23 protein-coding genes and 1 pseudogene are annotated in these 23,740 nt (G+C 58.9%); 12 read left to right on the top strand and 12 right to left on the bottom strand.

The window, feature by feature from the left end; genetic code table 11:
* Positions 1-20: 20 nt before the first annotated feature.
* The 6 genes from LIX91_RS13540 to LIX91_RS13515 form a co-directional block, all read right to left on the bottom strand.
* On the bottom strand, positions 21-854 hold the full coding sequence (locus LIX91_RS13540) for an ion transporter (protein ID WP_003417779.1): 834 nt from the start codon (positions 852-854) through the stop codon (positions 21-23).
* A 360-nt stretch (positions 855-1,214) separates the two neighbouring features.
* A complete protein-coding gene (locus LIX91_RS13535; protein WP_046237338.1) occupies positions 1,215-2,648 on the bottom strand; it encodes an efflux transporter outer membrane subunit in 1,434 nt (477 codons plus the stop codon).
* On the bottom strand, positions 2,645-3,529 hold the full coding sequence (locus tag LIX91_RS13530; RefSeq protein ID WP_003417775.1) for an HlyD family secretion protein: 885 nt from the start codon (positions 3,527-3,529) through the stop codon (positions 2,645-2,647). Before LIX91_RS13530 ends, LIX91_RS13535 begins: the two co-directional genes overlap by 4 nt.
* The gene (locus LIX91_RS13525; protein ID WP_226488620.1) at positions 3,526-3,735 is read right to left on the bottom strand and encodes a DUF1656 domain-containing protein; all 210 of its coding nucleotides are present in this window, start codon (positions 3,733-3,735) and stop codon (positions 3,526-3,528) included. The genes LIX91_RS13530 and LIX91_RS13525 overlap by 4 nt, the downstream gene beginning before the upstream one ends.
* A complete protein-coding gene (locus LIX91_RS13520; protein WP_226488619.1) occupies positions 3,732-5,819 on the bottom strand; it encodes an FUSC family protein in 2,088 nt (695 codons plus the stop codon). Before LIX91_RS13520 ends, LIX91_RS13525 begins: the two co-directional genes overlap by 4 nt.
* A complete protein-coding gene (locus LIX91_RS13515) occupies positions 5,816-6,268 on the bottom strand; it encodes a MarR family winged helix-turn-helix transcriptional regulator (protein WP_226488618.1) in 453 nt (150 codons plus the stop codon). Before LIX91_RS13515 ends, LIX91_RS13520 begins: the two co-directional genes overlap by 4 nt.
* 535 nt (positions 6,269-6,803) lie before the next feature.
* Between LIX91_RS13515 and LIX91_RS13510 the strand changes: the two genes are divergently transcribed.
* The gene (locus LIX91_RS13510) at positions 6,804-7,472 is read left to right on the top strand and encodes a polysaccharide lyase family 7 protein (protein ID WP_011268396.1); all 669 of its coding nucleotides are present in this window, start codon (positions 6,804-6,806) and stop codon (positions 7,470-7,472) included.
* A gap of 19 nt (positions 7,473-7,491) precedes the next feature.
* Here the strand turns inward: LIX91_RS13510 and LIX91_RS13505 are convergent, their stop codons facing one another.
* Both LIX91_RS13505 and LIX91_RS13500 read right to left on the bottom strand, forming a co-directional pair.
* Positions 7,492-8,880: a heavy metal sensor histidine kinase gene (locus tag LIX91_RS13505; protein WP_226488617.1), complete on the bottom strand. Its 1,389-nt coding sequence runs from the start codon at positions 8,878-8,880 to the stop codon at positions 7,492-7,494.
* Positions 8,859-9,548 (bottom strand): heavy metal response regulator transcription factor, encoded by a 690-nt coding sequence (locus LIX91_RS13500; protein WP_002554192.1) that lies wholly within the window; start codon positions 9,546-9,548, stop codon positions 8,859-8,861. The genes LIX91_RS13505 and LIX91_RS13500 overlap by 22 nt, the downstream gene beginning before the upstream one ends.
* 170 nt (positions 9,549-9,718) lie before the next feature.
* On the opposite strand from LIX91_RS13500, the gene LIX91_RS13495 reads away from it, so the two are divergent.
* The 3 genes from LIX91_RS13495 (at position 9,719) to LIX91_RS13485 (ending at position 11,787) form a co-directional block, all read left to right on the top strand.
* Positions 9,719-10,324 carry a hypothetical protein gene (locus LIX91_RS13495; protein WP_226488616.1) on the top strand — a complete coding sequence of 202 codons (606 nt, stop codon included), beginning with the start codon at positions 9,719-9,721 and terminating at the stop codon, positions 10,322-10,324.
* A gap of 75 nt (positions 10,325-10,399) precedes the next feature.
* The gene (locus tag LIX91_RS13490; protein WP_226488615.1) at positions 10,400-11,020 is read left to right on the top strand and encodes a cytochrome b/b6 domain-containing protein; all 621 of its coding nucleotides are present in this window, start codon (positions 10,400-10,402) and stop codon (positions 11,018-11,020) included.
* On the top strand, positions 11,017-11,787 hold the full coding sequence (locus LIX91_RS13485; RefSeq protein WP_003417766.1) for a molybdopterin-dependent oxidoreductase: 771 nt from the start codon (positions 11,017-11,019) through the stop codon (positions 11,785-11,787). Before LIX91_RS13490 ends, LIX91_RS13485 begins: the two co-directional genes overlap by 4 nt.
* A 182-nt stretch (positions 11,788-11,969) precedes the next feature.
* Here the strand turns inward: LIX91_RS13485 and efeO (LIX91_RS13480) are convergent, their stop codons facing one another.
* Genes efeO (LIX91_RS13480) through efeU form a run of 4 tightly spaced genes read right to left on the bottom strand, consistent with a single transcriptional unit; the run spans position 11,970 to position 16,240 of the window.
* Complete coding sequence (efeO, locus tag LIX91_RS13480) at positions 11,970-12,794, bottom strand: iron uptake system protein EfeO (RefSeq protein ID WP_003417764.1); 825 nt, start codon at positions 12,792-12,794, stop codon at positions 11,970-11,972.
* A 29-nt stretch (positions 12,795-12,823) separates the two neighbouring features.
* The gene (gene efeB, locus LIX91_RS13475; RefSeq protein ID WP_226488614.1) at positions 12,824-14,146 is read right to left on the bottom strand and encodes an iron uptake transporter deferrochelatase/peroxidase subunit; all 1,323 of its coding nucleotides are present in this window, start codon (positions 14,144-14,146) and stop codon (positions 12,824-12,826) included.
* 19 nt (positions 14,147-14,165) lie between these two features.
* Complete coding sequence (efeO, locus tag LIX91_RS13470; protein WP_226488613.1) at positions 14,166-15,377, bottom strand: iron uptake system protein EfeO; 1,212 nt, start codon at positions 15,375-15,377, stop codon at positions 14,166-14,168.
* Positions 15,378-15,385: 8 nt separating this feature from the next.
* Positions 15,386-16,240, bottom strand: a complete 855-nt coding sequence (gene efeU / locus LIX91_RS13465) for an iron uptake transporter permease EfeU (RefSeq protein ID WP_003417759.1) — start codon at positions 16,238-16,240, stop codon at positions 15,386-15,388.
* Positions 16,241-16,472: 232 nt separating this feature from the next.
* Between efeU and LIX91_RS13460 the strand changes: the two are divergent.
* The 8 genes and pseudogenes from LIX91_RS13460 to LIX91_RS13425 all read left to right on the top strand — a co-directional run bounded on the left by LIX91_RS13460 (position 16,473) and on the right by LIX91_RS13425 (position 23,728).
* Positions 16,473-17,190: pseudogene (locus LIX91_RS13460) on the top strand (2OG-Fe(II) oxygenase).
* A 140-nt stretch (positions 17,191-17,330) separates the two neighbouring features.
* Positions 17,331-17,996, top strand: a complete 666-nt coding sequence (locus LIX91_RS13455; RefSeq protein ID WP_004411004.1) for a DNA-3-methyladenine glycosylase family protein — start codon at positions 17,331-17,333, stop codon at positions 17,994-17,996.
* Positions 17,997-18,066: 70 nt separating this feature from the next.
* Positions 18,067-19,218 (top strand): bifunctional DNA-binding transcriptional regulator/O6-methylguanine-DNA methyltransferase Ada, encoded by a 1,152-nt coding sequence (gene ada, locus LIX91_RS13450; protein WP_226488612.1) that lies wholly within the window; start codon positions 18,067-18,069, stop codon positions 19,216-19,218.
* Positions 19,219-19,229: 11 nt separating this feature from the next.
* The gene (locus tag LIX91_RS13445; RefSeq protein ID WP_080115806.1) at positions 19,230-19,514 is read left to right on the top strand and encodes an Ada metal-binding domain-containing protein; all 285 of its coding nucleotides are present in this window, start codon (positions 19,230-19,232) and stop codon (positions 19,512-19,514) included.
* A gap of 181 nt (positions 19,515-19,695) precedes the next feature.
* Positions 19,696-21,093, top strand: a complete 1,398-nt coding sequence (locus tag LIX91_RS13440; protein ID WP_226488611.1) for an iron-containing redox enzyme family protein — start codon at positions 19,696-19,698, stop codon at positions 21,091-21,093.
* Positions 21,074-21,370 carry a Rieske 2Fe-2S domain-containing protein gene (locus LIX91_RS25845; protein WP_032703040.1) on the top strand — a complete coding sequence of 99 codons (297 nt, stop codon included), beginning with the start codon at positions 21,074-21,076 and terminating at the stop codon, positions 21,368-21,370. The genes LIX91_RS13440 and LIX91_RS25845 overlap by 20 nt, the downstream gene beginning before the upstream one ends.
* 48 nt (positions 21,371-21,418) lie before the next feature.
* Positions 21,419-22,387, top strand: a complete 969-nt coding sequence (locus tag LIX91_RS13430) for a 50S ribosomal protein L11 methyltransferase (RefSeq protein WP_226488610.1) — start codon at positions 21,419-21,421, stop codon at positions 22,385-22,387.
* Between the two features lie 57 nt (positions 22,388-22,444).
* Positions 22,445-23,728 carry an MFS transporter gene (locus tag LIX91_RS13425; RefSeq protein WP_004410992.1) on the top strand — a complete coding sequence of 428 codons (1,284 nt, stop codon included), beginning with the start codon at positions 22,445-22,447 and terminating at the stop codon, positions 23,726-23,728.
* Positions 23,729-23,740 lie beyond the last annotated feature (12 nt).

The following is a 23,740-nucleotide window of genomic DNA, read 5'->3' as shown; positions in this document are numbered from 1 at the left end:
AAGACCGAAAAGATCTTTGCTTATGCCTTGTGCTCTGTTTTTTTAAACAATTGATTGCCGCAGCGTGAGCAGAACGCCGCGCCATGCTCGTGAAGGTTTTTCGAGCACACCGGACAGTCGTGTTTCAACTGCTCGCCGCGCATGGCGTTGGCCAGCTCGGCGGTGAATATCCCGGTGGGCACGGCGATGATCGAGTAACCGGTAATCATCACCAGCGAGGAGAGCATCTGGCCGAGCGGGGTCTTGGGCACGATGTCGCCAAAGCCCACCGTCGTCAGGGTCACGATAGCCCAGTAAATGCCTTTGGGAATGCTGGTGAAACCATGCTCCGGACCTTCGATAACATACATTAGCGTGCCGAACACGGTGACCAGCGTAGACACCGTGACCAGAAACACGATGATCTTCTGCTTGCTGCCACGCAGCGCCGCCAGCAGGTAATTGGCTTGCCGCAGGTAGGTGCCGAGCTTGAGCACCCTGAAAATCCGCAGCATACGGATGATCCGCACGATCAGCAGGTATTGCGCATCGCTGTAATAGATCGACAGCACGCCCGGCACGATCGCCAGCAGGTCCACCAGCCCGTAGAAACTGAATGCGTACTTCAGCGGCCGCGGCGAGCAATACAGGCGCAGCATGTATTCGATAGCAAACATCAGCGTGAAGCCCCATTCGATCCACGCGAAGAGCATCGCGTAATCACGATGAATACTCTCGATGCTGTCGATGATAGTGACCAGCAGACTGAGCAGAATCGCGACCAGCACCGCCTTGTCAAACATCCGCCCGGCAGGCGTGTTGGCCTCGAAAATAACAATATGCAGCCGTTCGCGGCGGCTGAGAGAGCTGTCCATGGTGGTTCCCGAATCAAAGATCGGGTGAGCCTAGGAGCATTGGGTGGTTGAGTGCAAGCACACAAGACCTGCGGGAACGAGCCGGGCGACGCTTCGCTTGCTCGCGAAGAGGGCGTGATAGCCCGCGTAAAGGTGACCTGAGTTGAACCCCAATCCACCTGACACCACAGAGCCGCTGTGTGACGCAGAGCGTCACGAACTGCATTCCCACGCGGAGCTTGAGGAACGATAGTCATCAGGCTCCGGGCCGTGCCTCTAGCCCGACTCATCTAAAGTGCTTTTCGATCTCGGTGGCACTGACGACGCAAATTGCGACGTAATCCATCCGAACCATGCCTGATGGCGAGGCGAACGCCCATCCTACTGCTGCGCCACGTCATCCTTCTCCCAGCCGCCGCCGAGTGCCAGAAACAGATTGATCTGCCCCATCGCCACCTGCGTGTTGGCCTCTGCCATTTGCGCGCGCACGTCAGTGTAAGTGCGCGTAGCCTGCAGGTCGGCGAGGAACGAGGCGCGTCCGGCCTGATAGAAACGGTGCGTCTGGTCAGCCGCCTCCTTGGCAGATTGCTCGGCTTCTCTGAGGGCGTCGCGGCGGTCGAGCAGGGCGGTGTATTGCGCCAGACCGGTCTGGGTTTCACGGATGGCATTGAGCACCACACCGTCAAAGCGCGCCAGGGCCGCCTGCGCCGAGGCTTCGGCCTGATGGATGCGGGCGCGTGAGCCGTTGGACGGAATGGTCCAGTTCAGCAGCGGCCCGAAGCCCCAGCGATTGGCCGCCGGCTTGCCAAGGTTCTCGATCAGGCCGGTGGTGCCAATGCTCGCGCCGATGCTGATGTCCGGATACAGCTCGCCGGTGGCAACACCGATCTCGGCAGTCGACATCGCCAGATGGCGTTCAGCCTGACGCACATCCGGGCGGCGTTTGAGCAGCGCTGCGCCGTCGCCCACCGGCATGACCTGCGCAATCTGCGGCAGCTGGTTGCAGGTGCTTACCCCGGCGGGCAGTTGCTCGACAGGTTTGGCCAGCAGCATCGACAGGCGGAACATCGCAGCCTGACGGCGCGCCTCGTAACGGGGCATTTCGGCGCGCAATGACTTGAACTGCGTCTGCGAACGAGTGACCTGGGTTTCATCGCCACGCCCGGCATCACGCAGGCGCTGGTTTAGGGACACACTCTGTTTTTGCAGGTCCAGCGATTCGCGGGCGATGTCGAGCTCTTCGTTGGCCGCACAAATCTGCGTGTAGGCGCGCACCACATCGGCGACCACCGTGATACGTGCCGTATCCACCGCTGCCTGATTGGCATCGACATTGGCCTGCGCCGCTTCGATGCCACGCTGCAAGGTGCCGAACAGATCGAACTGGTACGAAGTGGTCAGACCCACGTCGCCGACATTGGCCACCGGCACCTTGTCGGTCAGCAGAAACGCCTCGCCCGACTCCTGCACGCGCTGCGCGCCGATCTTCGCGCCGTTGGTAAAGCCGCCGGCCGCCTCGGCTTCCGAGGTCTGATAGCGGGCACGCTGCAGGTTGGCGGCAGCGATGCGCAGGTCGGTATTGGAAGCGATGGCCTGGCGCACCAGCTCATCCAGACGCGCATCCTGGTACAGGCGCCACCAGTGTGCAGGCACCGGGGCCGAAACCGTATTGACCGAGCGACCCGCCAGTTCACCCTGCAGGTCCGGACGATTGATGGCGCCGTCTTTGGGCAACTGGTAATCCGGGCCGACCATCTGGCAGGCCGACAGCACGGCGGTAAAGCCGAGCGCGGCCACGCGTAAAGCACGTTTCATCGGCTGCGCTCCTGCGTGTCGTCGATAATCGACACCGTCGCGGTACGCCCGGCAATCATGCGGAAATCGGCAGGCACGTCATCGAAGGCAATCCGCACCGGAATCCGCTGCGCAAGACGCACCCAGCTGAAGGCCGGGTTTACGTTGGGCAGCAGGTTCGAGCCGCTGCTGCGGTCGCGGTCTTCGATACCGGCAACGATGCTCACCACATGGCCGGTCAGCCGCGCGTTGTCGCCGATGACACGGATGTCGACGCCTTGGCCGACATGGATGCCATCGAGCTTGGTTTCCTCGAAATAGCCGTCGATGTGGAACGACGTCGAATCGACCACCGAAAGCACCGGACGCCCGGCAGTGACGAACTCATGTTCGCGGGGGGCGCGGTCGTTGAGGTAGCCGTCCACCGGGCTGCGGATCACCGAGCGATCCAGGTTCAACTGCGCGGCATCCACCGCAACCTTTGATTCGCCCAATGCCGAAAGGGCTCGGGCTTCGCGTGACTGGCTTTCTTCCAGTTGCTCGCGGGCGACCAGATTGCCCAGGCCGCGGTTACGCTTGTTCTCGCGGCGCGCCTGTTCCCAGGTTTCCTGACGTTCGGCGACCGTCGCCTGCGCCTGACGCAGTGCCAGACGGAAGCGGTCCTGATCGATGGTGAACAGGACCTGGCCCTTGTGCACAGGCTGGTTGTCAGTGACGTCGACCTTCTGGATCAGCCCGGAGACGTCCGGTGCGATCTGCACGATGTCGGCGCGGATATGCCCGTCGCGCGTCCACGGTGCATACATGTAATACATCACCATGCGCCATACCACCACGGCGGCCAGGGTGACAACCAGCAGGGTCAGGACCACGCGGCCCAGTGTCAGTATCGGTTTTTTCATGTCATCAGGTATCGACTTAGAGTATCCACGGCGCTGAGCAACAAAGCGTATAGACCTACGTTGAACAAAGCCCGGTGCCAGACCAGACGGTAGAAGTGGGCACGCGACAGCACCGCGTGCACGACCAGAAACAGCAGATAGGCGATGCCCATCATCGCCAGGAACGTGGGGATGAAGATCCCGCTGATGTCCAGATCACCGATCACAGGGGCGCTCCATCGATGTTGTGCGGCAGTTGCTCGGTCAGTTCGCCGCCCACGGTGACGATCTCGACCCCCGGCAGCAGCGCCAGGCGCAGGCCGCTGAGGGCATGCAGCAGGTGCAGTCGGGCCGGGCTGTCGCCCATCTCCTGATCGGTCAGTGAACGGCGTGCGCGGTCCATGGCCATCAGCAGGCCTCTGGGCGCGGGTAGCCGTTCACCGGCCTTGCGGCACTGTTTGAAATAGCCACTGGCTTCGTCGATCACCTGACGCAGCAATACCTGAGCAGCAGGCGTGGCACGGCGGGTGTAGGCCAGCAGGTCGAGCATGTTCAGCGCGACGCGCAGTTCACGCAGGGCAATCCCGGTGTCCTGGGCGGTGAGCGTCAGGCGCGGCAGTTGCTGCATCAGGCGGTCGAGCATTTGCACGCCCATGCGCCGATGCTCGGCCAGCGAAGCGTTTTCACTGAGGCTGGCGATGTCACGCCAGCTGAAACGGGTCAGACGCTTGACGGCCAGTTCGACGCCGAACGGGCGGAACACCAGGGTCCAGATGAAGGCGAACAACAGCCCGGCAGGACCCGCCAGGTTGGAGTTGAGGAAGTTCATGAAGTCCGCGTCATAAGCGCTCTGGATACTGATGAACGACGAGGTGTTGACGATGGTCAGCAGCGTACCGAGAAAGAAGCGCGGCTGCACGGTCAGGGTCCCGACGCATATGAACGGCACGGCAAAGGCCAGCACCAGCATCGGGAAGTCATGCAGGTTGGGCAGCACCACAAACAGGTACAGGCTGGCGAACACCACCGAGAGCAGGGTCCAGAAGAAGAACCGGTAGATTTGCGGAGCAGGGTCGTCCATGGCGGCGAAGAAACTGCACGACACCGCTGCCAGTGCCACGGCACTTGCGCCGTCTTTCCAGCCGAGCAGAATCCACAATACCGACGCGGCGATGATCGCCAGTACCGTCGAAGTCACCGAATAGAGCATCAGACCGCGGTCGAGAAACGGCGTCAGGCGGCCCAGGCGCCAGTGGCGGTAGACCGCGCGCCACTGTGACTGGTCGTCGGTCTTGATCGCGTATTGCAGGGTACGGCAATCCAGCCACAGGTCGATCCATTCACCCAGCCTGAACAGTGTATTTGAAAGCAGCAGTTGATCGCGATCGTCCAGTTGCGCGGAGTCCGGCTGCAGGCTCTGCAGATCGCGGTGCAGCTGCTGCCATTGCCCCACCTGCGGCCCATCGGCAGTGCTTTCGAGCCAGTCGCAAGCCTTTTGCAACAAGGGCTTGATGCTGGCCAGCAGCTCGGGCGTGCGTCGCTCCAGCGCCCACAGCGCGTCGTCCAGCGCATCGATGACCGGCAAGAGGTGGATCATCCGGCCGCGCAGTTCATTGGCGTTGCGCACGGTTTGCTTGCGGGCGCCTTCGTGGCTCAACTGGCCGATCATCATTTCCAGTGAGTTGAAGCTGCCGACCATCGAGTTGCGCAGCGTACCGATTTCTTCGGGCTGGCAGGTGCGGCTGATAAAACGCTGGCTGTAGGTCGCGGCATCGCTGAACCACTTTTCCGTGGTGGCCTGAAACACCGGCGCCAGGCGTCTGGGCCAGAACATCGCACCCACGACAGCGGCGCAGATGATGCCGAGGAAAATCTCTTCGGTACGCGACACCGCGATGTCGAATACAGCTTGCGGGTTGTCGACCACTGGCAGCGAAATCAGCGGCATGGTGTAGCCGGCCAGCATCAATGCGTAGCTGTTGGCGGTGCGCAAGTGCAGGGACAGAAACAACAGGGTGCCGGTCCACAGCCCGACCACGATGGCCAGCAACAAGGGTGTCTGCACGAACATGGGCACCAGCACGACCGATGCCGCCGCACCGGCCAGGGTTCCGGCCGCTCTGTACAGCGCCTTGGAACTGGTCGGGCCGACGAAGGGGCTGGAGACGATGTACACCGTGGCCATTGCCCAGTAGGGGCGGGGCATTTCCATCAACAATGCGATGTACAGCGCCAGCATCGACGCCCCGAAGGTGCGTACACCGTAGAACCAGTCGCGTGCAGGTGGAACGCTGGAGAAAAATCCGTTCAAGCCTGGCCCTCGTGTTCGCGCTGCGCCGCATCGGCAAACGCCTGTAACACCCGCAAGGTGGCCTCCAGGTCGGCAGGTTGCAGGCCTTGCAGCACTTCGGCACGCAAGCGGGTCAGCTCGGCTTCGATGGCACACGCCAGTGCGCGACCTTTGCGCGTCAGGCTCAAGGCCTTGGCGCGGCGGTCATTCGGATCTTCGGTGCGACAAACGATATCGGCCTTGCACAACTGGTCGAGCAGACGCACCAGCGTCGGGCTCTCCATGCCGGCCGCCTGGGCCACTTTTACCTGATGTGCGCCATCGCCCAAGCGTGCAATGGCCAGCAACGGTACTGCGCAGGCTTCGGAAATGCCATAGGTCACCAGCGTGTTCTGGCAAATGCGTCGCCATTGGCGAGACGCGGCCACCAGGCCACTGCTGATTGTCCGATGCAGGGATTCGACAGACATGAAAACACCAGGAATTTAGTTAGGAGCGATATTGTTAGTAGGGATATAAATAGCTTGCTAACTAATATCCCGTAACAACTGCTTACAGTCAACCCGAAGCCGCCCGGCGGAGGCGCTTTTTTAACCCGGCGAAAGCGTATTTCGAGGCGGCGTAGCGTTGATGAAGGGGCGCCTTTGTCAGTTTCAAGTGCCATAAGTTCATTTTTCATGAAGATAATTACTACCGTCTGTCGGTAATTTGCGGCTTTTTGCGCTGTATCGGCCTCGATACATTCAAAAAAATGACGCGCTTCGCAAAACACTTCTTCACGTTAATCAACGCTTACAGCTTGGTGGTGGCACATAACCTCATCGCAACAATTGATATCGCAATGGTGGCATCGGCTATATTTAGACGTTTTGTTGACGCCAAAGCATTGTCGATGCTGTTTAAAAAATAAACGATTCAGCCGATAGTCTGGATGACCAAACGGGCCAGCACACCCGTTCCAGAGCCATTCAGTTGGTGCGCGATGCGCACCTTGCGAGCTACGCCATGATCGACCTTGCTACCTGGAATCTCTCCGTCCCTGTCGGAAGCCCTGCGACCATCATCGAAACCCCCAAATTGGTAAAGGGCTATCGGGATGGCTATTTCCAGTCCGGGGATACGCTGTTCTTCTGGGCACCGGTGACGGGTTCAACCACCGAAAACGCCAAGTACCCGCGTTCCGAATTGCGCGAGACGACGTCGGACGGAAGAGTCTTCAACTGGGCCTACTCCAGTGCCGACAACTTTCTGCGCGCGACCCTGGAAGTCGATCAGGTGCCTTCCAGCGGCAAGATCGTGATCGGTCAGATTCACTGCTACCAGAGCACCGAACCGCTGCTGAAGGTGGAGTATCAGTACAAGGAGAAGCTGCAGACCGGCAATATCGTCGCCAAGTTTCGTCGTACGCCGGACTCGGAAATCGAGGTCATCAACATCGCCCAGGGTGTGCCGCTCAATAAGCAGTTCAACTACACCATCAACCTGTCGCCGTCTGGCGATCTGACGGTGAATGCCTTCGACGCAGTCTGGTACGCCAAGCTGGATTCAGCCTGGGCCAGCAAACTGTTCTATTTCAAGGCAGGGGTCTACACGCAGGACAACACCGGCTACACCACGGAAGGCGGCTCGGCCACGTTCTACAAGCTGGCCATTGCCCACGAGAAAAAGAATTGATCCTTTCGCGCCGCAGGCTTCAGGCCGCCGGGAATATCAGACTGAAGCAGATTCTGCCGACGGCGGGTTGAGCGACTTCGACCCGACCGCCGTGCAGTTGCATGATTGCCGTGACGATCGCCAGCCCCAGGCCGTTGGAATCCGAACGCTCATGGCGTGAGGCATCACCGCGATAGAAACGATCGAACAAGCGTGCGAGGGTGGCTTCCGGCAGCACCGGTCCACGGTTCTCCACATCGATCTTCCAGTGCCTGTCCACAGCCGTCACCTGCATCAGAATCTCGCTGTCTTCATCAGCGTAGCGAATCGCATTGGCGACCAGATTGCTCAATGCACGCCGCAGCAAAATCGGATCGGCCAGCAGCGTGCCCTGTCCGTGGGTGCTCAGGGTCAGGTTGCGTTCTTCGGCCAGCCCCTCGAAATAGCCGGCGACCCGTTGCAGTTCGTCATGCAGATCCAGCGACTGACGTTCCAGCGCGGCCTGGGCTTCGTCCGCCCGTGCCAGAAACAGAATGCTTTCCACCAGCCGCGAGATGCGCTCCAGCTCTTCCAGATTGGAGGCCAGCAGCGCCTGATATTCATCGGCGCTGCGGTTCTGGCGCAAGGCGACCTGACAGTGGCCCATCAGCGAGCCGACCGGTGTGCGGATTTCGTGGGCCAGGTCGGCAGAAAACTGCATCAGGCGCCGGTAGCCATCGTCCAGACGGTCAAGCATGGCGTTGAAGGCGTCGCTCAGTTGTTGCAGCTCGACGGGCGTATCGCGGCTGTCGAGGCGTTTGTGCAGGCTGGCCGGGGTGATTGCGGCGGCATGGGCGGCCATTCTGCGCAGTGGACGCAAGCCGCGACGCAGCAGCACATAACCCAGGGCTGCGGTGATCAGAAACGCCAGGGCCACGGCTATATAGATGCGCTGACGGAAGCTGGCGAGCATGGCCATTTCCTTGACCATCAGGTGCGCGGCCTGCAAACGTACTTCGACACCGTTGGACATCACCTGAACGGCAGCAGCGCGTAACGGCACGCCTTGCAGGCTCATGCCGCTGCGCAGGTCGTCGACCCGCAGCGGTTGGTCCTGCGCCACGGTCGGCAGCTCCGGCAGGGGCGCGTGCTGCGGGTTGACCGAGATCACTGGTGATTTGCCTGGCTCGCCGATGATGAAGATATCTTCTTCGCTGTCGAGCATGTTCTCGAACAGTTGCGGGCTGCCTTTGAGGTTGTCCATGGTCAAGTCATAGCGCAGCAGCTTGCGAAAGTGGTCCAGCCGGGCGAGCACGGCATGGTCGCTGCGTTGCATGACCGTTTCTTCGATTGACTGATACAGGTACAGGCCGGCGCCGCTGACAGTGAGCATCGCCACCAGGGCAAAGGCCAGGGTCGAACGCAGGGTCAGGGAAGGCTGGCGTCGCATGGCCGCACCTCGCACACATAACCGATGCCACGCACGGTGTGGATGAGTTTGACCGGGTAGGGCAGGTCCACCTTGCTGCGCAGGCGCTTGATGGCGACGTCCACGACATTGGTGTCGCTGTCGAAATTCATGTCCCAGACTTCCGAGGCAATCTGTGCCCTGGACAGTACGTCGCCTTCGCGGCGCAATAACAGGTGCAGCAGGGCGAACTCCTTGTTGGTCAGCACGATGACCTGTTGCTGGCGCGTCACCCGGCGGCGCAGCAGGTCCAGCTCAAGGTCGGCCAGATGAAAGTGGTCCGCCTCGCGTACCACGCCCCGGCGCAGGATGGTGCGGATGCGCAGCAGCAGTTCGGTGAAGGAAAACGGCTTGACCAGATAATCGTCGGCGCCCAGCTCCAGGCCGCGAATCCGGTCCTGCAACTGGTCGCGCGCGGTCAGAAACAGCACTGGCACGTCCTGCCGGGCGCGCAGTACTTCGATGATTTGCCAGCCGTCGATGCCCGGCAGCATCACGTCCAGCACAATCAGGTCATAGCGGTTTTCCAGCGCCAGGTGCAGGCCGTCGGCCCCGTGCTGGGTCCAGTCCACCTTGTAGCCGGACTCACCCAGACCTTTCTTCAGGTACTCGCCGGTTTTGGTGTCATCTTCAATCAGCAGGATATGCATCGTTTTGTCCGCTACGCTTTTGCCTGCACCCATGGTGCGCCGATGCCGGAGTCTAACGAGTTGCCGACAAGGTGTCCGACGAATGACAAAAATGTCATTGCCCGGTCATTCTGCGGTGCCGGTAGCGGTGCAAAGATGGGTTTCAGATCTCACCTGCCAAGGAAGTACCGATGAAGACTGCACTCTCAACTACGTTCGGCCTGCTGTTGCTCAGTGCCGCTGTCATGACCCAGGCTGCCGACATGAAGGTGGTCAAACCGATGCGTGGGACCGTCGACAGCGTCAGCGCCGACACCCTCGATTTCACCACTCGCTCGGGTCAGCACGAAAGTATCAAGCTGACTGACAAGACCGGTATTCGTCTTGTGTCCGAAGCTGACTTCAAGCAAATCAAAGACGACAGCTTTGTCGGTTCGGCTGCCATCCCGCAGGCGGACGGCACCCTGAAAGCGCTGGAAGTGACCGTTTTTGAGGCGAGCCTCAAAGGCAGCGGCGAAGGTCACTATGGCTGGGAAAATGCTGATGGCAGCACCGGCACCATGACCAATGGCACCGTTGGCACGCTGGCCGGCACCGATGGCCGCACGCTGACCGTCAATTACAAGGGCGGCGAGAAGAAACTGGTGGTGCCGCAGGATGTGCCTATCGCCTACGTCGAGCCAGGCAAGGTCGACCAGTTGACCAAGGGCGCCAAGGTCGTGGTGTTCCCGGCTGACGACGGCAAGTCCGCTCGTGGTGTGGCCGTCGGCAAGGGCGGTTTCACACCGCCGATGTAATCACCGCCAGGGCTATCAGGGGCGCAAGGCTGCCCCTGACAGCCTTTTTCCATGCCTGATCAGAGGGATCTCGACATGAAAACCCGCCCCATCCATCCGTGGCCGGTGCGCCTGACCCACTGGGTCAATGCCGTGGGCATGGTCTGTATGTTCATGAGCGGTTGGGCGATCTACAACGCATCGCCACTGATGCCGTTCACCTTTCCCAAATTTCTGACACTCGGCGGCTGGCTGGGCGGTTCCATTGCCTGGCACTTCGCGGTGATGTGGCTGTTGGTCATCAACGGTCTGATTTATGTGCTGTATGGCGTGTTCAGCCGCCACTTCAAACTCGACCTGCTGCCGGTTCGGCCGTCCGAAGTGACGCGTGACATGAATGACGCGTTGCGTTTTCGACTGGTCCACGTCAAAGGCCGTTACAACGCCGTGCAACGGTTGATGTACTGGCTGGTGCTGGCCATGGGCGTATTGGTGGTGCTGTCCGGCCTGGCTATCTGGAAACCGGTGCAGTTTCAGGGGCTGGTCAGTCTACTGGGCGGATTCGATTTCGCCCGTTGGGTACATTTCGGGGCGATGACCGCCATCGGCGCGTTTGTCATCGTCCATCTGTTGCTGGTCGTGCTGGTGCCCAGTACTTTGCTGCCGATGATTACCGGCGGCCGCCAGCCGAACGAAGACGGAACTGCGCAATCATGAACGAACCTCGTAAACGTACGACTCAGCGCATCATTCTGGAGCCTGCGCAGCAGCGTCAGCTGGTCGATATCCAGCGCCGCTCGTTTCTGCGCGCGGGGCTGACCGTGGGCGCGATGTCGATGCTCACGGGCTGCAACCTGCAGGATGGCGATCAGGTCGATAAAGTGCTGTGGGCCATGTCGCGCTGGAATGACCGGGTTCAGGCCTGGCTATTCAACGGCCAGAAGCTGGCGCCGACCTACAGCAAGGCGCAGTTGACCAACCCGTTCCCGTTCAATGCGTTCTACCCTGAGTACAACGTGCCGGAGCTGGATCTTTCCGATTACCAGCTGGCGGTGTCGGGGCTGGTGCGGGACAAGCAGCCGTGGACGCTGGAGGCGCTGCGCAAATTGCCGCAACGCACGGACATCACTCGGTTGATCTGCATCGAGGGCTGGAGTGCGATAGGGCAGTGGGGCGGCGTGCCGTTGAAGACTTTTCTGGAGTACATCGGCGCTGACACTACGGCGCGTTTTGTCGGTTTCAAGTGCGCTGACCGCTATTACTCAAGTCTGGATATGCCTACTGCGCTGCATCCGCAGACCTTGTTGGCGCTGGATTTCGGTGAAGTGGCCCTGCCACCTGATTACGGTTACCCGTTGCGGGTGCGTGTGCCGACCAAGCTGGGCTTCAAGAATCCCAAGCACATCGTGGAGATTTTCGTCAGTAACGAGAATCCTGGGGGGTATTGGGAGGATCAGGGCTATAACTGGTTCAGCGGGATCTAGGCGCGGACGCAGAGCGTCCCGAACGGCATGCGACGCAGAGCGTCGCACGATGGCGGTAGTGAGATTATCGTTCCTCACGCTCCGCGTGGGAATGCAGTTCGTGACGCTCCGCGTCACACTCAGGTGCAGTAACCACCGGGCAGGGCAAAGAGCCGCACCTTTGGCGGGCGCGGCGCTTCAGATCAGTTCAGGCCCAGTTTGCCGCGCAGGGTCGAGAGGTCTTCCGCCAGGGTGTTGACCGGGCCGATCAGGGCTTTGCGGTCGTTCTCTTTGACTTTGTCGTAGGTTTCAAAGCCACCGTCCTTGGTTTTGTATTTGGCGAGGATTTTGTCCACGGTGGCGAAGTTCTTGTCGACTTTGCTGGAGAAGGCCTTGTCCTGCTGTTCGATCTGCGGGCGGAACAGGTCGACGATTTTCTTCGCGCCGTCGATGTTGCCCTGGAAGTCATACAGGTCGGTGTGGCTGTAACGGTCTTCTTCGCCGGAGATCTTGGTCGCTGCCACTTCTTCCAGCAGGGCTGCGGCGCCGCCGACGACTTTTTCCGGCGGGAAGGTCAGGTCGGCCACGCGCTTTTCCAGGTCCTTGACGTCGCTCAACAGCTTGTCGGCGATAGGGCCCTGATCCTTGGTGGTGTTCTGCGAGAACAGCGCATATTCCAGGCGATGGAAGCCGGTGAAGTCTTCCGCCGTCACGCCTTGTTCATGGTCGTCGACGCGTGAGTCGATGGACGCGTCCAGGTCACTGAACAGTTCGGCAATCGGCTCGACCGACTCGTAGTACACGCGGGTCGGGGCGTAGAGCTTCTTGGCTGTGGCGATGTCGCCTTTCTTCACGGCATCGGTGAATTTCTGGGTGTGGCTGACCAGTTCTTCGATGTTCTCGGTCACGTAGATCTTGTAGTCCGACACCGGGCCTACCAGATCCAGCGGCGCGGTGGCGGCGAAGGCCGCCAGTGGAGTCTGGAGCAGGCCAAGGGTCAGGAGCAAAGCCAGGGGCGTCTTTTTCATGAGTGTCTTCCGGGTCAGGAGTGGATAGGTCATGCGTTTTGAGTGGACGATACGGCCGCCAGCAGCGAGCGACCGATGAAATCCTGGTCGCCGGTTACCCCCGGCAGGGTGAAGAAATAGCCGCCACCGACCGGTTTGAGGTATTCCTCCAGCGGCTCGCCGTTAAGCCGGCTCTGTACCGTAATGAAGCCTTTTTCCAGGTCGGCCTGGTAGCAGATGAACAGCAGACCCATGTCCAGCTGACCGTTCTTGTTCACCCCGTTGGAGTAATTGAACGGGCGGCGCAGGATCAGATTGCGCTGGCTTTCGGCGGTACGCGGGTTAGCCAGGCGGATGTGCGAATCCAGTCGGGTTTTCTTGCCTTCCGGGTCGGCTGCGTAGTTGGGCACATCGCTCTCGACTTTGCCGTCCATGGGCGCGCCGGTGCTTTTGCTGCGGCCGAAAATCGACTCCTGCTCCTGCAAGGGCGTGCGGTCCCAGCGCTCGACGAAGTTGCGGATGATGCGCACCGCCTGATAGCTGCCGTTGGCGGCCCAGGCCGGTTCGTCGCTGCCCGGCTGCACCCAGACCAGTTCGTTCATGGTCTTCTGGTTGTTGGAATCCGGGTTCGCCGAGCCATCCCGGAAACCCAGAAAGTTGCGCGCGCTTTCCGGCGGCTGACCGGGTTTCTTCGGTGCCTGGGGCGGCACGGTGCCTTCCTGTTTCCAGCGCACCAGCAGCAGGTCGGGCAGGTTCTTGACGATGTCGCGTAGCGCATGGATGTTGCTGTCGGCGGTGTTGGCGCAGAACTGGATGCTCAGGTCGCCATGGCAACTGGCCGGGTCCAGCGCATCGTTGGGGAAACCGGTCATGCGGCTCAAGCGTTTCGGCTTGATCGGGGCCAGACCGAAACGCTCGTCGAACAGCGACTCGCCCACCGACACGGTGATGGTCAGGTTGTCCGGGGTCACCACCGGACCGAGAATCCCCGAGTCCGGCGGTGGCAGTTTCGGATCGATCTCCGGCACCGGGCCACCGGTCATCAGGAACGCGATACGCTCGTTCAGCGTGCGAAACAGACGTTCCAGGTCCTCACGGTCTGCGGCCAGAACATCGAATGCCACCAGCATGCCCGCAGCAGGGCGCGGGTTGACGATGCCGCTCTGATGCAGGCCGTGAAACTCGTTGTGGTCCTGCGTTTTCTCACTGTTCGGCGCTTCGGCGACTTGTGCAGGTGCTGCGGCAAGTACGTTGCCACTCAGGCTGCTGCCAGCCAGCGCGGCCGCAGCAGCGCCAAGCCCCATCAGCACGCGGCGGCGTTGCAGGGAGGCCGGAGCGTTGCTTGTGTCTGGATTGCTGTCCGGATTTTTCATCGTGCTGTGCTCCAGTAAATCAAAGGCCGGAGAGGCCGAGTGCCGGGTCGATGCCATTGAGTGCGTCAGCCAGAGCGCCAGCCTTGGCGGCGATCTGCTGACGTTGCGTCTCATTCACCTGATCGTAGGGGCGCACGCCACCATCGGCGCTGCTCAACGCATCAAGCGTGGTGTCCAGATCAGCCATGGCTGCGTCGATCTTTTGCAACAGATCGCCCGCACTGCGGGCCAGCAACGGCCGCAGCAGGTCGACGATCTTGCGGGTGCCGTCGAGGTTGGCGGCAAAGCCGTTGAGGTCGCTGTGGCTGTAGCGTTCCTCTTCGCCGTTGCTGCGCACATCAGCCAGGCTGCGCAGTGTGCGCGTGGCAATGGCCGCCAGTTGTTCGGGCGCCAGCGATTGCGCCATCAACTGTTGCTTGAGCTGGGTGACGTCGGTTTGCAGACGCTGTGCGACCGGCGCCAGGCCCTCGACACTGTGTTGCTCGTAAAGGCCGTACTCGATGCGATGAAAGCCGCCGAAGCCGGGGTCCTGTTCACGTTTCTCGTAATAGTCGGCGCGGGCATTGATCGCATTGTCTAGCTCGGCCAGGCGCTGTGCAGCCGGTGCAATGCGCTGATAGGCGGCGCGGGCGGGCAGGTAGGCCGCCTGGGCGGCGCTCAGGTCGCCGGCATCAATGGCCTGTTGCAGGGCGGTGACGGCCTTGATCAGCGCCGAGCTCTGCAGGCTCAGGTACACGCGGTACTCGGAGAGCGGCCCGATGAAGGCGGTCATGGACGGACGCGCCTTGGCCTTGGCGTCGGACTCTGCCGTCGGCGTGACGTGCAAGGTGCCGCGCGGATTACTCAGCAGACCGCAGGTAATCGCGTAATCGCCGGGTGCCAGGTTGGCATTGATCACCTGACTCAGACCTGGCGCGATGTTTTCCCGTTCTTCAATCACCAGCACGCCATCGAGGATTTCCCATTCTACGGCGCGCTCCGAGCGGTTGACGATGCGGAAGGCGTTCTTGCCCGCGGCGACCGTCAAGGCGTTCGGTTCGCAGTTGTGGGCGTGGATATTGACCACGGTTTCAGTACCGGCATTGGCCGCGCGCTTTTTCGCCGCAACCTGCGAGGCGTAGTAGAACAGCCCGCCTGCGGCGATCATCAGGATCACTGAGCCGGCGACTGCCAATTGCAGGACACGGGGCGGCCGGGCTTTCCCGGAAGGCCCTGAGGGACGGTTAGACATGGAGGCCCTTATTCGTTCGTAACAGAAGATGTGTTTGGCTGCATGACCTTGCCAGCGGTCGGGGTGTGCGGCTTGAAGAACAGCAGCAGCGCCCCGATCAGGTAAATCAGGTAGGCACTCAGGGTGCTGACCGTCGGCGCGTCCTGGTAACCGAACATGCCCGCCAGTACCGAACCGGCAGGGCCGTCCATCGGCAGCAGCGCACTGATGTCGAAAACCACTTCCTGCAGGTGATTCCAGACCCCGGCTTCATGCAGTGCCTGAACGGAGTTGGCGAGAATGCCCGCTGCCACTACCAGAATGAACAACCCGGTCCAGCGGAAAAACAGACTCAGGTTCAGACGCATGCTGCCGCTGTAGATGGCCACACCGAAACCGACCGCCAGCAACAGGCCGAGCAGGGCGCCCAATGGTGCGCCGGAGCCTTCGCTCTGCTGGAACACGGCGAGCAGAAAGAAGACGGTCTCCAGCCCTTCGCGGGCCACGGCGAAAAACACCATGGCGATCAGCGCGTAGGTCTGGTTTTTCGAGCCGGTGAGGGCAGCGTCGAGTGATTCGTGCAGCGCATGTTTGATCGACCGCGCGACCTTGCGCATCCAGAACACCATGGAACTGAGAATGCCGACCGCGATCAGGCCGACGATGCCTTCGAACAGTTCCTGCTGCTTCTGCGGAAACTCGGCGCTCATCAACTCAAGCCCGCCACCGACGAACAGCGACAGCGCGGCAGCCAGAAATACGCCGATCCACACCGCAGGCATCCACTCGCCGCGGCCGGTCTGCTTCAGGTAACTGGCGATAATGCCAACGATAAGCGCGGCTTCGATGCCTTCGCGCAGCATGATCAAAAAGGGAACGAGCATATCTCACCGGGTCAAAGCTGTAGGGTGAACGTGTCTCAGCGAGTCGTAGGCCGGAAACACTGCGTAACATAATGATACTCATTCTTGAATGCGGGTAGTTGTTTTTTATCGGCTTTGTGTTTTCGGCAGGTCGTTCAGGTGAGGTTCAGCGAAGAATTCAGGAGCAATAAACGGGAGGCGCTGCGCCCAGGGTGTGCGTAGGGTAAAGCATGTCATTTAAGGAAGGACGCCAATGCTCGACCCTACGCTGCAATCAAGGCTCGATTCGGAAAACTGGACCCAGCATCTGCGACGTATCAACGACCATGGGTTTACGGTCTTTTCAGGCTTGTTACGAGCGGACACCTGCGCGGGCATCGCTGAGTCGTACCCTCAGGAACATTTGTTCAGGTCGTGCATCGATATGAAGCGACACGGTTTCGGCGCCGGACAATACAAGTATTTCGCGTACCCGCTGCCCGAGCCTGTTGCGGCACTCAGGTCTGATATTTATCGTCGCCTTGTGCCTCTGGCCAACTGCTGGAACGAGAATCTCGGATTCGAACACCGATACCCCGAGCAGCACTCATCATTCCTCGACCAATGCCACGCCGCTGGTCAGACCCGACCCACTCCCTTGCTACTGCGTTATGGCGCGGGGGACTATAACTGCCTGCATCGGGATGTGTATGGCGACACTTTATTCCCTTTGCAGATGGCTGTTTTATTGTCGCCACCGCACGAGGCGTTCTCGGGTGGCGAGTTTGTCATCACCGAACAGCGGCCCAGAATGCAGTCGAGAGTCAGCGTCGTGCCTCTGGAGGCCGGTGACGCGGTGATATTTGCCGTTAACCGGCGCCCGGTGAAGGGGGGGGCGGGGTTTCTACTCGGTTTTCGCCCGGCATGGCGTCAGTGAGGTTCTCACGGGGAGTCGCTTCACTTTGGGCGTTATCTTTCACGATGCGCAATGATGCAGGTCGCCGCGCGAACCTGATCAGGAGGGCTGCGTGGTTGCTGGGGCTGGAGCATAACGCGATCATTTGCAGAAACTGCGACGGCTCACTCACATTGAGCTTTCCCTCGGCTCATATCTTTCGCTTTGGAAAACACCATGTCACCAGAATCGGATAGGGCTGATGCGCCACACGCCCATGCAGTCGAACGGCTCAAGGCCATCGACAGGCGCTGGGAGTTGCTTATCAATCACGTCGGTCCCTGCCTGCACCCGGTCACTTCCGCTCAGGATCCATTTCAGGCACTGATCAAGGCTGTCGCCTATCAGCAGTTACATGCCAAGGCGGGCGACGCGATAGTCATGAGGCTGCGGGCCCTGTTTCCAGACACCGCCTTCCCGGCTGCGCAGGCGTTGATCGATCTGGATGAACAGACACTGCGGTCCTGCGGTTTCTCGGCGTCCAAGTGCCGCGCAATCAAGGCTATTGCTGTTGCAAGGAGCAATGGGCTGGTCCCTGATATCAGTGATGCACTGGCCATGAGCAATGAGGAACTGGTCGCTCGTCTTGTCCAGTTGCCGGGTGTCGGCCGCTGGACCGTGGAAATGATGCTTATCTACGGTCTGGGGCAGATGGATGTGATGCCAGCCAGCGACTATGGCGTGTGCGAAGGCTACCGACGGCTGTATGCTCTCGAGCTCAAGCCCGGTCATAAAGAGATGGCCGCTATGGCTGAACGGTTCGCACCGTTCAGAACGGTTGCGGCCTGGTATCTTTGGCGTGTGCCTATCGATTTGGTCGAAAGCGCCCCATTTCGAATTTGAAAGCAAGAGTCGGAGTGCCAATGGGTTCGGTTGACGATATGTTCATGGAAACTCAAGGCGGGGTACTACCATGGAAAGCACAGAGAATCGAGTCGCAGAGCACGCTCCACGGACCGAAGACGATCCGCGCTGGAATGTTCTGATCAACCGCCGTTCAGGAATCGGCGCTGATTTTGTCTATGGCGTGGTGACGACGGGTATCTATTGCAAGCCGTGCAGCCCGACCAAGCTTCCCAAGCCGGAAAACGTCGTATTCTTTGATACAGAGGGCGAGGCTGAAGCCGCTGGTTTTCGCCCGTCCATGCGCGGCAACAGTGATCAGGAAAGCGTGGCAATCAAGCATGCGGCTTCTGTGTCCGAAGCCTGCAGGCTGATCGACACGTTCGACTCGGTGCCAAACCTCAGCGACCTTGCGGAAAAGGTCGGAATGAGCAGTTTTCATTTTCACCGCACCTTCAAGAAACTTACGGGGTTGACGCCGAAAGCCTATAGCGTCGCTTCCTTACGCTCGCGAGTGAAAGTCCAGCTCTCTCACGATGTGACCATCACCAGTGCGCTGTATGAAGCAGGTTTCAACTCCAATAGCCGATTCTATGAGGCTTCGCAGAAAATGCTGGGTATGAAACCTTCCGAATATCGGGCAGGCGGGGCCAATGTCGATATCAGGTTTGCATTGGGTGAAAGTTCACTGGGCTCTATTCTGGTGGCCAGAAGCACCAAGGGTATCTGTGCCATTTCACTGGGGGATGACCCGAATGTTCTGGTCGAAAGGTTTCAGGATCAGTACCCCAATGCCAATCTGATCGGCGGGGATGAAGAGTTTGAACAACTGGTCGCCGAGGTGGTGGGGTTTGTCGAATCACCCGCGACCGGCCTGGCGCTACCGCTCGATATTCGTGGCACGGTTTTTCAGGAGCGGGTATGGCAGGCGCTCAGGGATATACCTGCCGGATCGACTGCAACCTACACCGATATCGCAGCCAGAATAGGTATGCCGAGTGCGGTACGGGCGGTCGCCAACGCGTGCGGTGCCAACAAGCTGGCAGTTGCCATTCCCTGCCATCGTGTCGTGCGCAGCGACGGGTCTTTATCCGGTTATCGTTGGGGTGTCGAGCGCAAGCGCAAATTGCTTGAGCTTGAATTCCAGGATAAGGCTGAAGATTTTCGACTGGACAACGGCCAGGAGCACGATGACACCACTTTTGCCAAGTGCAAGGTCTGAGGCGCACATCAATGTGGAAGCTCGTGGATGCACAGGGTGAACCCTTTCTGAGCCGCGAGCCGGGTCGGTTGGGAGGGCATCGACGAAGCAAGATATACGGTCGTCTGAATTGTCCCGCCGCGCTTCTGGCGTTGAGCAAGGGAGGTTACAGGCAGCACCGGGTCTTTTTTATTGACGAGCCGACAGCTATTTCTGCCGGTTTTCGCCCCTGTGGCAGGTGCATGGCTGCCGAGTATCGACACTGGAAATCGGAAAGCAGGTCGAACGTGAAACTTTCGATTGCCAAGATAATGTGAAAGCAAGAAACGGGGTGTTCCTCGTATCATCCTGAAATAAAGTGATTGTCCCGCCTGCTACTCTTCTGTTAGCGCCGTCGAGCGGAACGTATTAGAGCGCCTTGGCGCTGTCGTACGTGTGAAAGCAAGTAATGGATTGCCTGATCTAATCGACCGCACCTAATGGCTTGGGAGTATTGCAATGGAATCTGCATTGTCTGTATACGACTTCGACGATCATATGGCTCGCTTAAAGGACATACACCTCTACAAAGATGGTGTTTCCTGGGTTGAAAAAAACAGCGTATGGAAAAGACCACTTCGGCCCCAGGCATTCGCGTATTTGAGTTTTGAACCTGTTTCCCGAACGACCTTATTTGACGCTTCATCCTTTACGATGAACCGGGCATTGACTGCATTGTATGAACAAGATTTTCTCTACTTGCCAGACACGTCAGAAAATATTGTTGCTGCCCTCAAGACGTCTTACAGCGACCCGCTCAGAGCACTGGCCGCCACCTTGATTCCTGAACTGGAGCACCGGGTATTGGGCGCGTTGCAGGACGAAGTGACTGTCGGTGGAGAGTGGGACAGTGTGTTGTTCAAGCGCTACCTGGCGAACAGGCTGGAACCTTCATCCTCCGCCGGTAACGATTCGATCAGCCTCATAGAAAACGCCACCGATCAGCCCGTACTGGTGCGTCTTCTGCTGATGCAGCACGCCGTGGACTTCCTGCCCGAGTCATCGCACATGGCCCGATTTGTGAAAGGTGATTTCGGCGAAGCGCAATCGGCTTTGTTCCGTGTGCTGCTGGATGAGTTTGGCTACGGCAGACATGCTGCCAAACACAGCACGCTGTTCAAGGAAACATTGAAATCTGTCGGCCTCCAGGATCATTCACATGCGTACTGGAATTTTTATCTGAATGCTTCTCTGCTCAATAACAACTACTTTCATATGCTGACGCGCAGCCCCGAACGGTTTTTTGAATACGTCGGCGCAATCACCTATGCGGAAAACTCATTCGGTCCTTACTGCGGACGTGTCAAGGCACTGCTGCAACGCTGTTTTTCAGACGCCGACACGCGCTATTACACCGAGCATGTTCATATCGACGGCTACCACGGGTCCATGACGTTGAATGAGCTGTTGTTGCCGCTGGCAGAGAAGTACGGTGCTTGTGTATATCCCGAGTTTGTCAAGGGCATCGAAATGGCCTGCGCCCTGCAACAGATCATGGAAGATGATCTGTGTGCGCAAATAACATGGATGGACAAGCGTGCGCAGTATCGACAACTGGGCATGGATATCAAAGCCGCAGTACTGGCCAGTATCCACACGATACCCGTGACTCACCTTGACGAGCCAAAAGGCGAACTTTCCGTTCCTCATGTGCATGACGGCGATGAGTTCTGCATCGTGGATGAAGGCCTGCTGAGGTTTTGCCATGGCCCTGACTGCTTCAGCGATCTGGGACCTGGCGAGTGTGTGGTTATTGCCAAAAACAGACTGCACGGTGCACGGGTGCTTTCCGAGTCTTGCAAGTACCGAATTCTTTCTATTGGGGATTATCGCCACTATGCAACTTATAGCCTTTGAAAGCTCAGGTCACGGCACGGTTATAAAAACGGCGCTCAAATACATTCAGATGCGACGTGGAGAGCACGGAGAGATTACGTTCAAGGATATGACGTGCCAGCACCGGGGCGGGCCTTTGACGCATGGCAGTGAGGATGAGGAGTCGGTGACCTGCCCCTGGCATGGCAGGAAAACCAGAAAATGCCGGATTCCTTATCTGGATATTCCCTACGTGCAAAACAGGGGCGCTGTGTGGGTCGGCCTTCAGGATTTTCAACGCCTCATACAGAACGTTTGATCAAGTGCGGCATGGAAAGACGATCATTATTATCTTCGGAGAGATGAAATGTTGAGTGTAAACAGTACACCCGTTTTTGCTTCCCCCGCCGTGGGCGAGCCCCCTCATAGGGTCACCAGTATTCCTCGCTGGCACTTCGCGATGTTGAATGACCACCAGCGTAACCAAGCGTTTTACGAGGCCATTGAAGCAACAGACTTTTCCGGTAAAACCGTTCTGGATATAGGCACCGGGTCGGGATTGCTCGCCATGCTGATCGCTCGCAAAGGGGCCAGGCATGTTTACACCTGCGAGTTCAATACACGCGTGGCCGACAAGGCACGGGAAATCATTCGCGCCAACGGGCTGGAACAGCAGGTGACGGTCATTAATAAAATGTCTACGGACCTTTTGTCAGGTGTCGACGTGCCTCGGCACATCGACGTCATGATTTCCGAAACGGTTGACTGCGGTTTTTTTGGCGAAGGTTTCGGTATGGCCCTGTTGCATGCCAAACGCGAGTTGTTGAAACCGGACGCTGAGGTGATTCCTCGCGCCGTCACGTTGAATGCCTGTCTGCTATCGAGCCAGGACGTAGCCAATCTGAACGGTGTGCACGACGATATTTATGGGCTGGATGTCAGCGCTTTCAATCAATTCAAAACTGCTGGCTATTTTCCGGTTCGTCTACAGACCTGGCCTCACCAACTGATCAGCGATCCGGTCGAGTTTTACAGCGCCAGGTTTGAGGGCCGTGTCTCTTTTGATATGGCGTCAGAAATGACTTTTACCGCAGACGCCAACGCGGTGGCGCATGGTGTTGTTTTCTGGTTCGACCTGTACCTGAAGGACGATAACTGTCTGTCCAACGATCCTCATAACAGTCGCTCTCACTGGATGCAGGCCGTTCAATGGTTCGACAGTCCGGTCTATGTCCGGCAGGGGCAGGATTATCAAGTGCCTTTCTCCATCGATTGCAGTGGTGTGCAGTTCGGCGACAGCCTTTCAACGGGTGCGCTGCGCACGATTGCCGGTTGAGGCAGCCGGCTGCCCCAATCAAGGCGCGGCCCGTTCCCATGAGTCAGGAGATGTGGTATGGACGCTGAAACAACAGATCCGGTGCAGCACGCTGCGCACAGGAATTTCAATTTATTATGGTCGGGTCAATCGTTAAGTCTGTTGGGTAATCAGTTTCTGGTTATAGGACTTCCGCTGCTGGCCGTGCAAGTGGTCGGTGCATCGGCGGCGCAGGCGGTGTTGTTGCCGTTTCTGATGTTTGTACCCTTTCTTTTCTTCGGGCTGCCGGTCGGTGCGTGGGTTGACCGCCTGCCGAAGCGCAAGACAATGATACTGGCTGATCTGGTTCAGATGGTCGTGTATGCAAGCATCGCATTGCTCTCGATGCAAGGCTGGATGACCTTTCCCTTGCTGATGGTTTTGGTGTTCTGTGCGGGGGTGGCCACTGTGTTCTTTCAGGTGGCCTATAACTCGTTTCTCCCTGAACTCTATTCCAGGGCCAGTGAGCTTCAGAAAGGTAACGCCAAGCTGTTTTTTTCCGAGTCGATCGCTCGAACGCTCGGACCCATGGCCGCAGGGCCCGTCATTGCCGTGTTTGCGCCGCCGTTAGCCATTTTGCTCAATGGAGGTTCTTTTCTGGTCTCGGCGCTCACGCTGGGCGCGATTCGCCATCAGAGAACTGACCTGGATCGAGCCGAGGTCGCACCGGTAAGAATGTCGATCATGTCCGATATAAAGGCCGGACTGAGATTTGTCTTTTCGCACCCGAAACTTGAGCCGGTGTTTTTATGCGGTGCCGTGTATGTGCTGTTTCTGACCATCATAGAAACCAGCCTTGTGCTGTATTGCAAAGATGTTCTGATGCTGTCTCCCGGCACTATCGGCCTGGTAATCGGTGCCGCAGCGGCAGGTTTTCCGGTGGCTAATCTAATCTCGTCGCGGTTGATGAACCACTTCGGTATTTCGCGCACGCTGGTTATCGCTGCGGCGACTTCGGTCTGCGGTCTGTTCCTGATTGCCGTCTTCGGTGCCGCGGGTTCTATTGCAGGGCTGATTGCTGCCAGCGTTCTGCATGGTCTGGGCGAAGGCGTATTTGGCCCCACTTCATTGACACTGAGGCAGACCGAAACGCCTCTGACGCTGCTGGGCAGAGTGAATTCGGTACAGCGCTTCATGATCTGGGGAGCGATTCCCATGGGCAGCGTCTTGACCTCTCTGATCATCACGTATGCAGGGCTCGAATGGACGCTCTGGTTCGGTGGGATAGGAACTGCTCTGTGTCTGTTGCCGCTCGTAAGGCGAGGGATTCTGGCCGATCTACGCGCACCGAATCAGGCAGTGAACGCGGATGTCACCCACTAACCTGCTGGAGAA

This window comes from Pseudomonas sp. B20 (assembly GCF_020515755.1).
In the GTDB taxonomy this organism is placed as follows: Bacteria; Pseudomonadota; Gammaproteobacteria; order Pseudomonadales; family Pseudomonadaceae; genus Aquipseudomonas; species Aquipseudomonas syringae.
This window is presented reverse-complemented; position numbering and strand designations above follow the sequence as displayed.

Bases quoted from the DNA above. Each gene is read 5' to 3' on its own strand.
- LIX91_RS13540 (WP_003417779.1), bottom strand. From the start codon at position 854: ATGGACAGCTCTCTCAGCCGCCGCGAACGGCTGCATATTGTTATTTTC.
- LIX91_RS13535 (WP_046237338.1), bottom strand. From the start codon at position 2,648: ATGAAACGTGCTTTACGCGTGGCCGCGCTCGGCTTTACCGCCGTGCTG.
- LIX91_RS13530 (WP_003417775.1), bottom strand. From the start codon at position 3,529: ATGAAAAAACCGATACTGACACTGGGCCGCGTGGTCCTGACCCTGCTG.
- LIX91_RS13515 (WP_226488618.1), bottom strand. From the start codon at position 6,268: ATGTCTGTCGAATCCCTGCATCGGACAATCAGCAGTGGCCTGGTGGCC.
- LIX91_RS13510 (WP_011268396.1), top strand. From the start codon at position 6,804: ATGATCGACCTTGCTACCTGGAATCTCTCCGTCCCTGTCGGAAGCCCT.
- LIX91_RS13505 (WP_226488617.1), bottom strand. From the start codon at position 8,880: ATGCGACGCCAGCCTTCCCTGACCCTGCGTTCGACCCTGGCCTTTGCC.
- LIX91_RS13500 (WP_002554192.1), bottom strand. From the start codon at position 9,548: ATGCATATCCTGCTGATTGAAGATGACACCAAAACCGGCGAGTACCTG.
- LIX91_RS13495 (WP_226488616.1), top strand. From the start codon at position 9,719: ATGAAGACTGCACTCTCAACTACGTTCGGCCTGCTGTTGCTCAGTGCC.
- LIX91_RS13490 (WP_226488615.1), top strand. From the start codon at position 10,400: ATGAAAACCCGCCCCATCCATCCGTGGCCGGTGCGCCTGACCCACTGG.
- LIX91_RS13485 (WP_003417766.1), top strand. From the start codon at position 11,017: ATGAACGAACCTCGTAAACGTACGACTCAGCGCATCATTCTGGAGCCT.
- efeO (WP_003417764.1), bottom strand. From the start codon at position 12,794: ATGAAAAAGACGCCCCTGGCTTTGCTCCTGACCCTTGGCCTGCTCCAG.
- efeB (WP_226488614.1), bottom strand. From the start codon at position 14,146: ATGAAAAATCCGGACAGCAATCCAGACACAAGCAACGCTCCGGCCTCC.
- efeO (WP_226488613.1), bottom strand. From the start codon at position 15,377: ATGTCTAACCGTCCCTCAGGGCCTTCCGGGAAAGCCCGGCCGCCCCGT.
- efeU (WP_003417759.1), bottom strand. From the start codon at position 16,240: ATGCTCGTTCCCTTTTTGATCATGCTGCGCGAAGGCATCGAAGCCGCG.
- LIX91_RS13455 (WP_004411004.1), top strand. From the start codon at position 17,331: ATGTCACCAGAATCGGATAGGGCTGATGCGCCACACGCCCATGCAGTC.
- ada (WP_226488612.1), top strand. From the start codon at position 18,067: ATGGAAAGCACAGAGAATCGAGTCGCAGAGCACGCTCCACGGACCGAA.
- LIX91_RS13445 (WP_080115806.1), top strand. From the start codon at position 19,230: ATGTGGAAGCTCGTGGATGCACAGGGTGAACCCTTTCTGAGCCGCGAG.
- LIX91_RS13440 (WP_226488611.1), top strand. From the start codon at position 19,696: ATGGAATCTGCATTGTCTGTATACGACTTCGACGATCATATGGCTCGC.
- LIX91_RS25845 (WP_032703040.1), top strand. From the start codon at position 21,074: ATGCAACTTATAGCCTTTGAAAGCTCAGGTCACGGCACGGTTATAAAA.
- LIX91_RS13430 (WP_226488610.1), top strand. From the start codon at position 21,419: ATGTTGAGTGTAAACAGTACACCCGTTTTTGCTTCCCCCGCCGTGGGC.
- LIX91_RS13425 (WP_004410992.1), top strand. From the start codon at position 22,445: ATGGACGCTGAAACAACAGATCCGGTGCAGCACGCTGCGCACAGGAAT.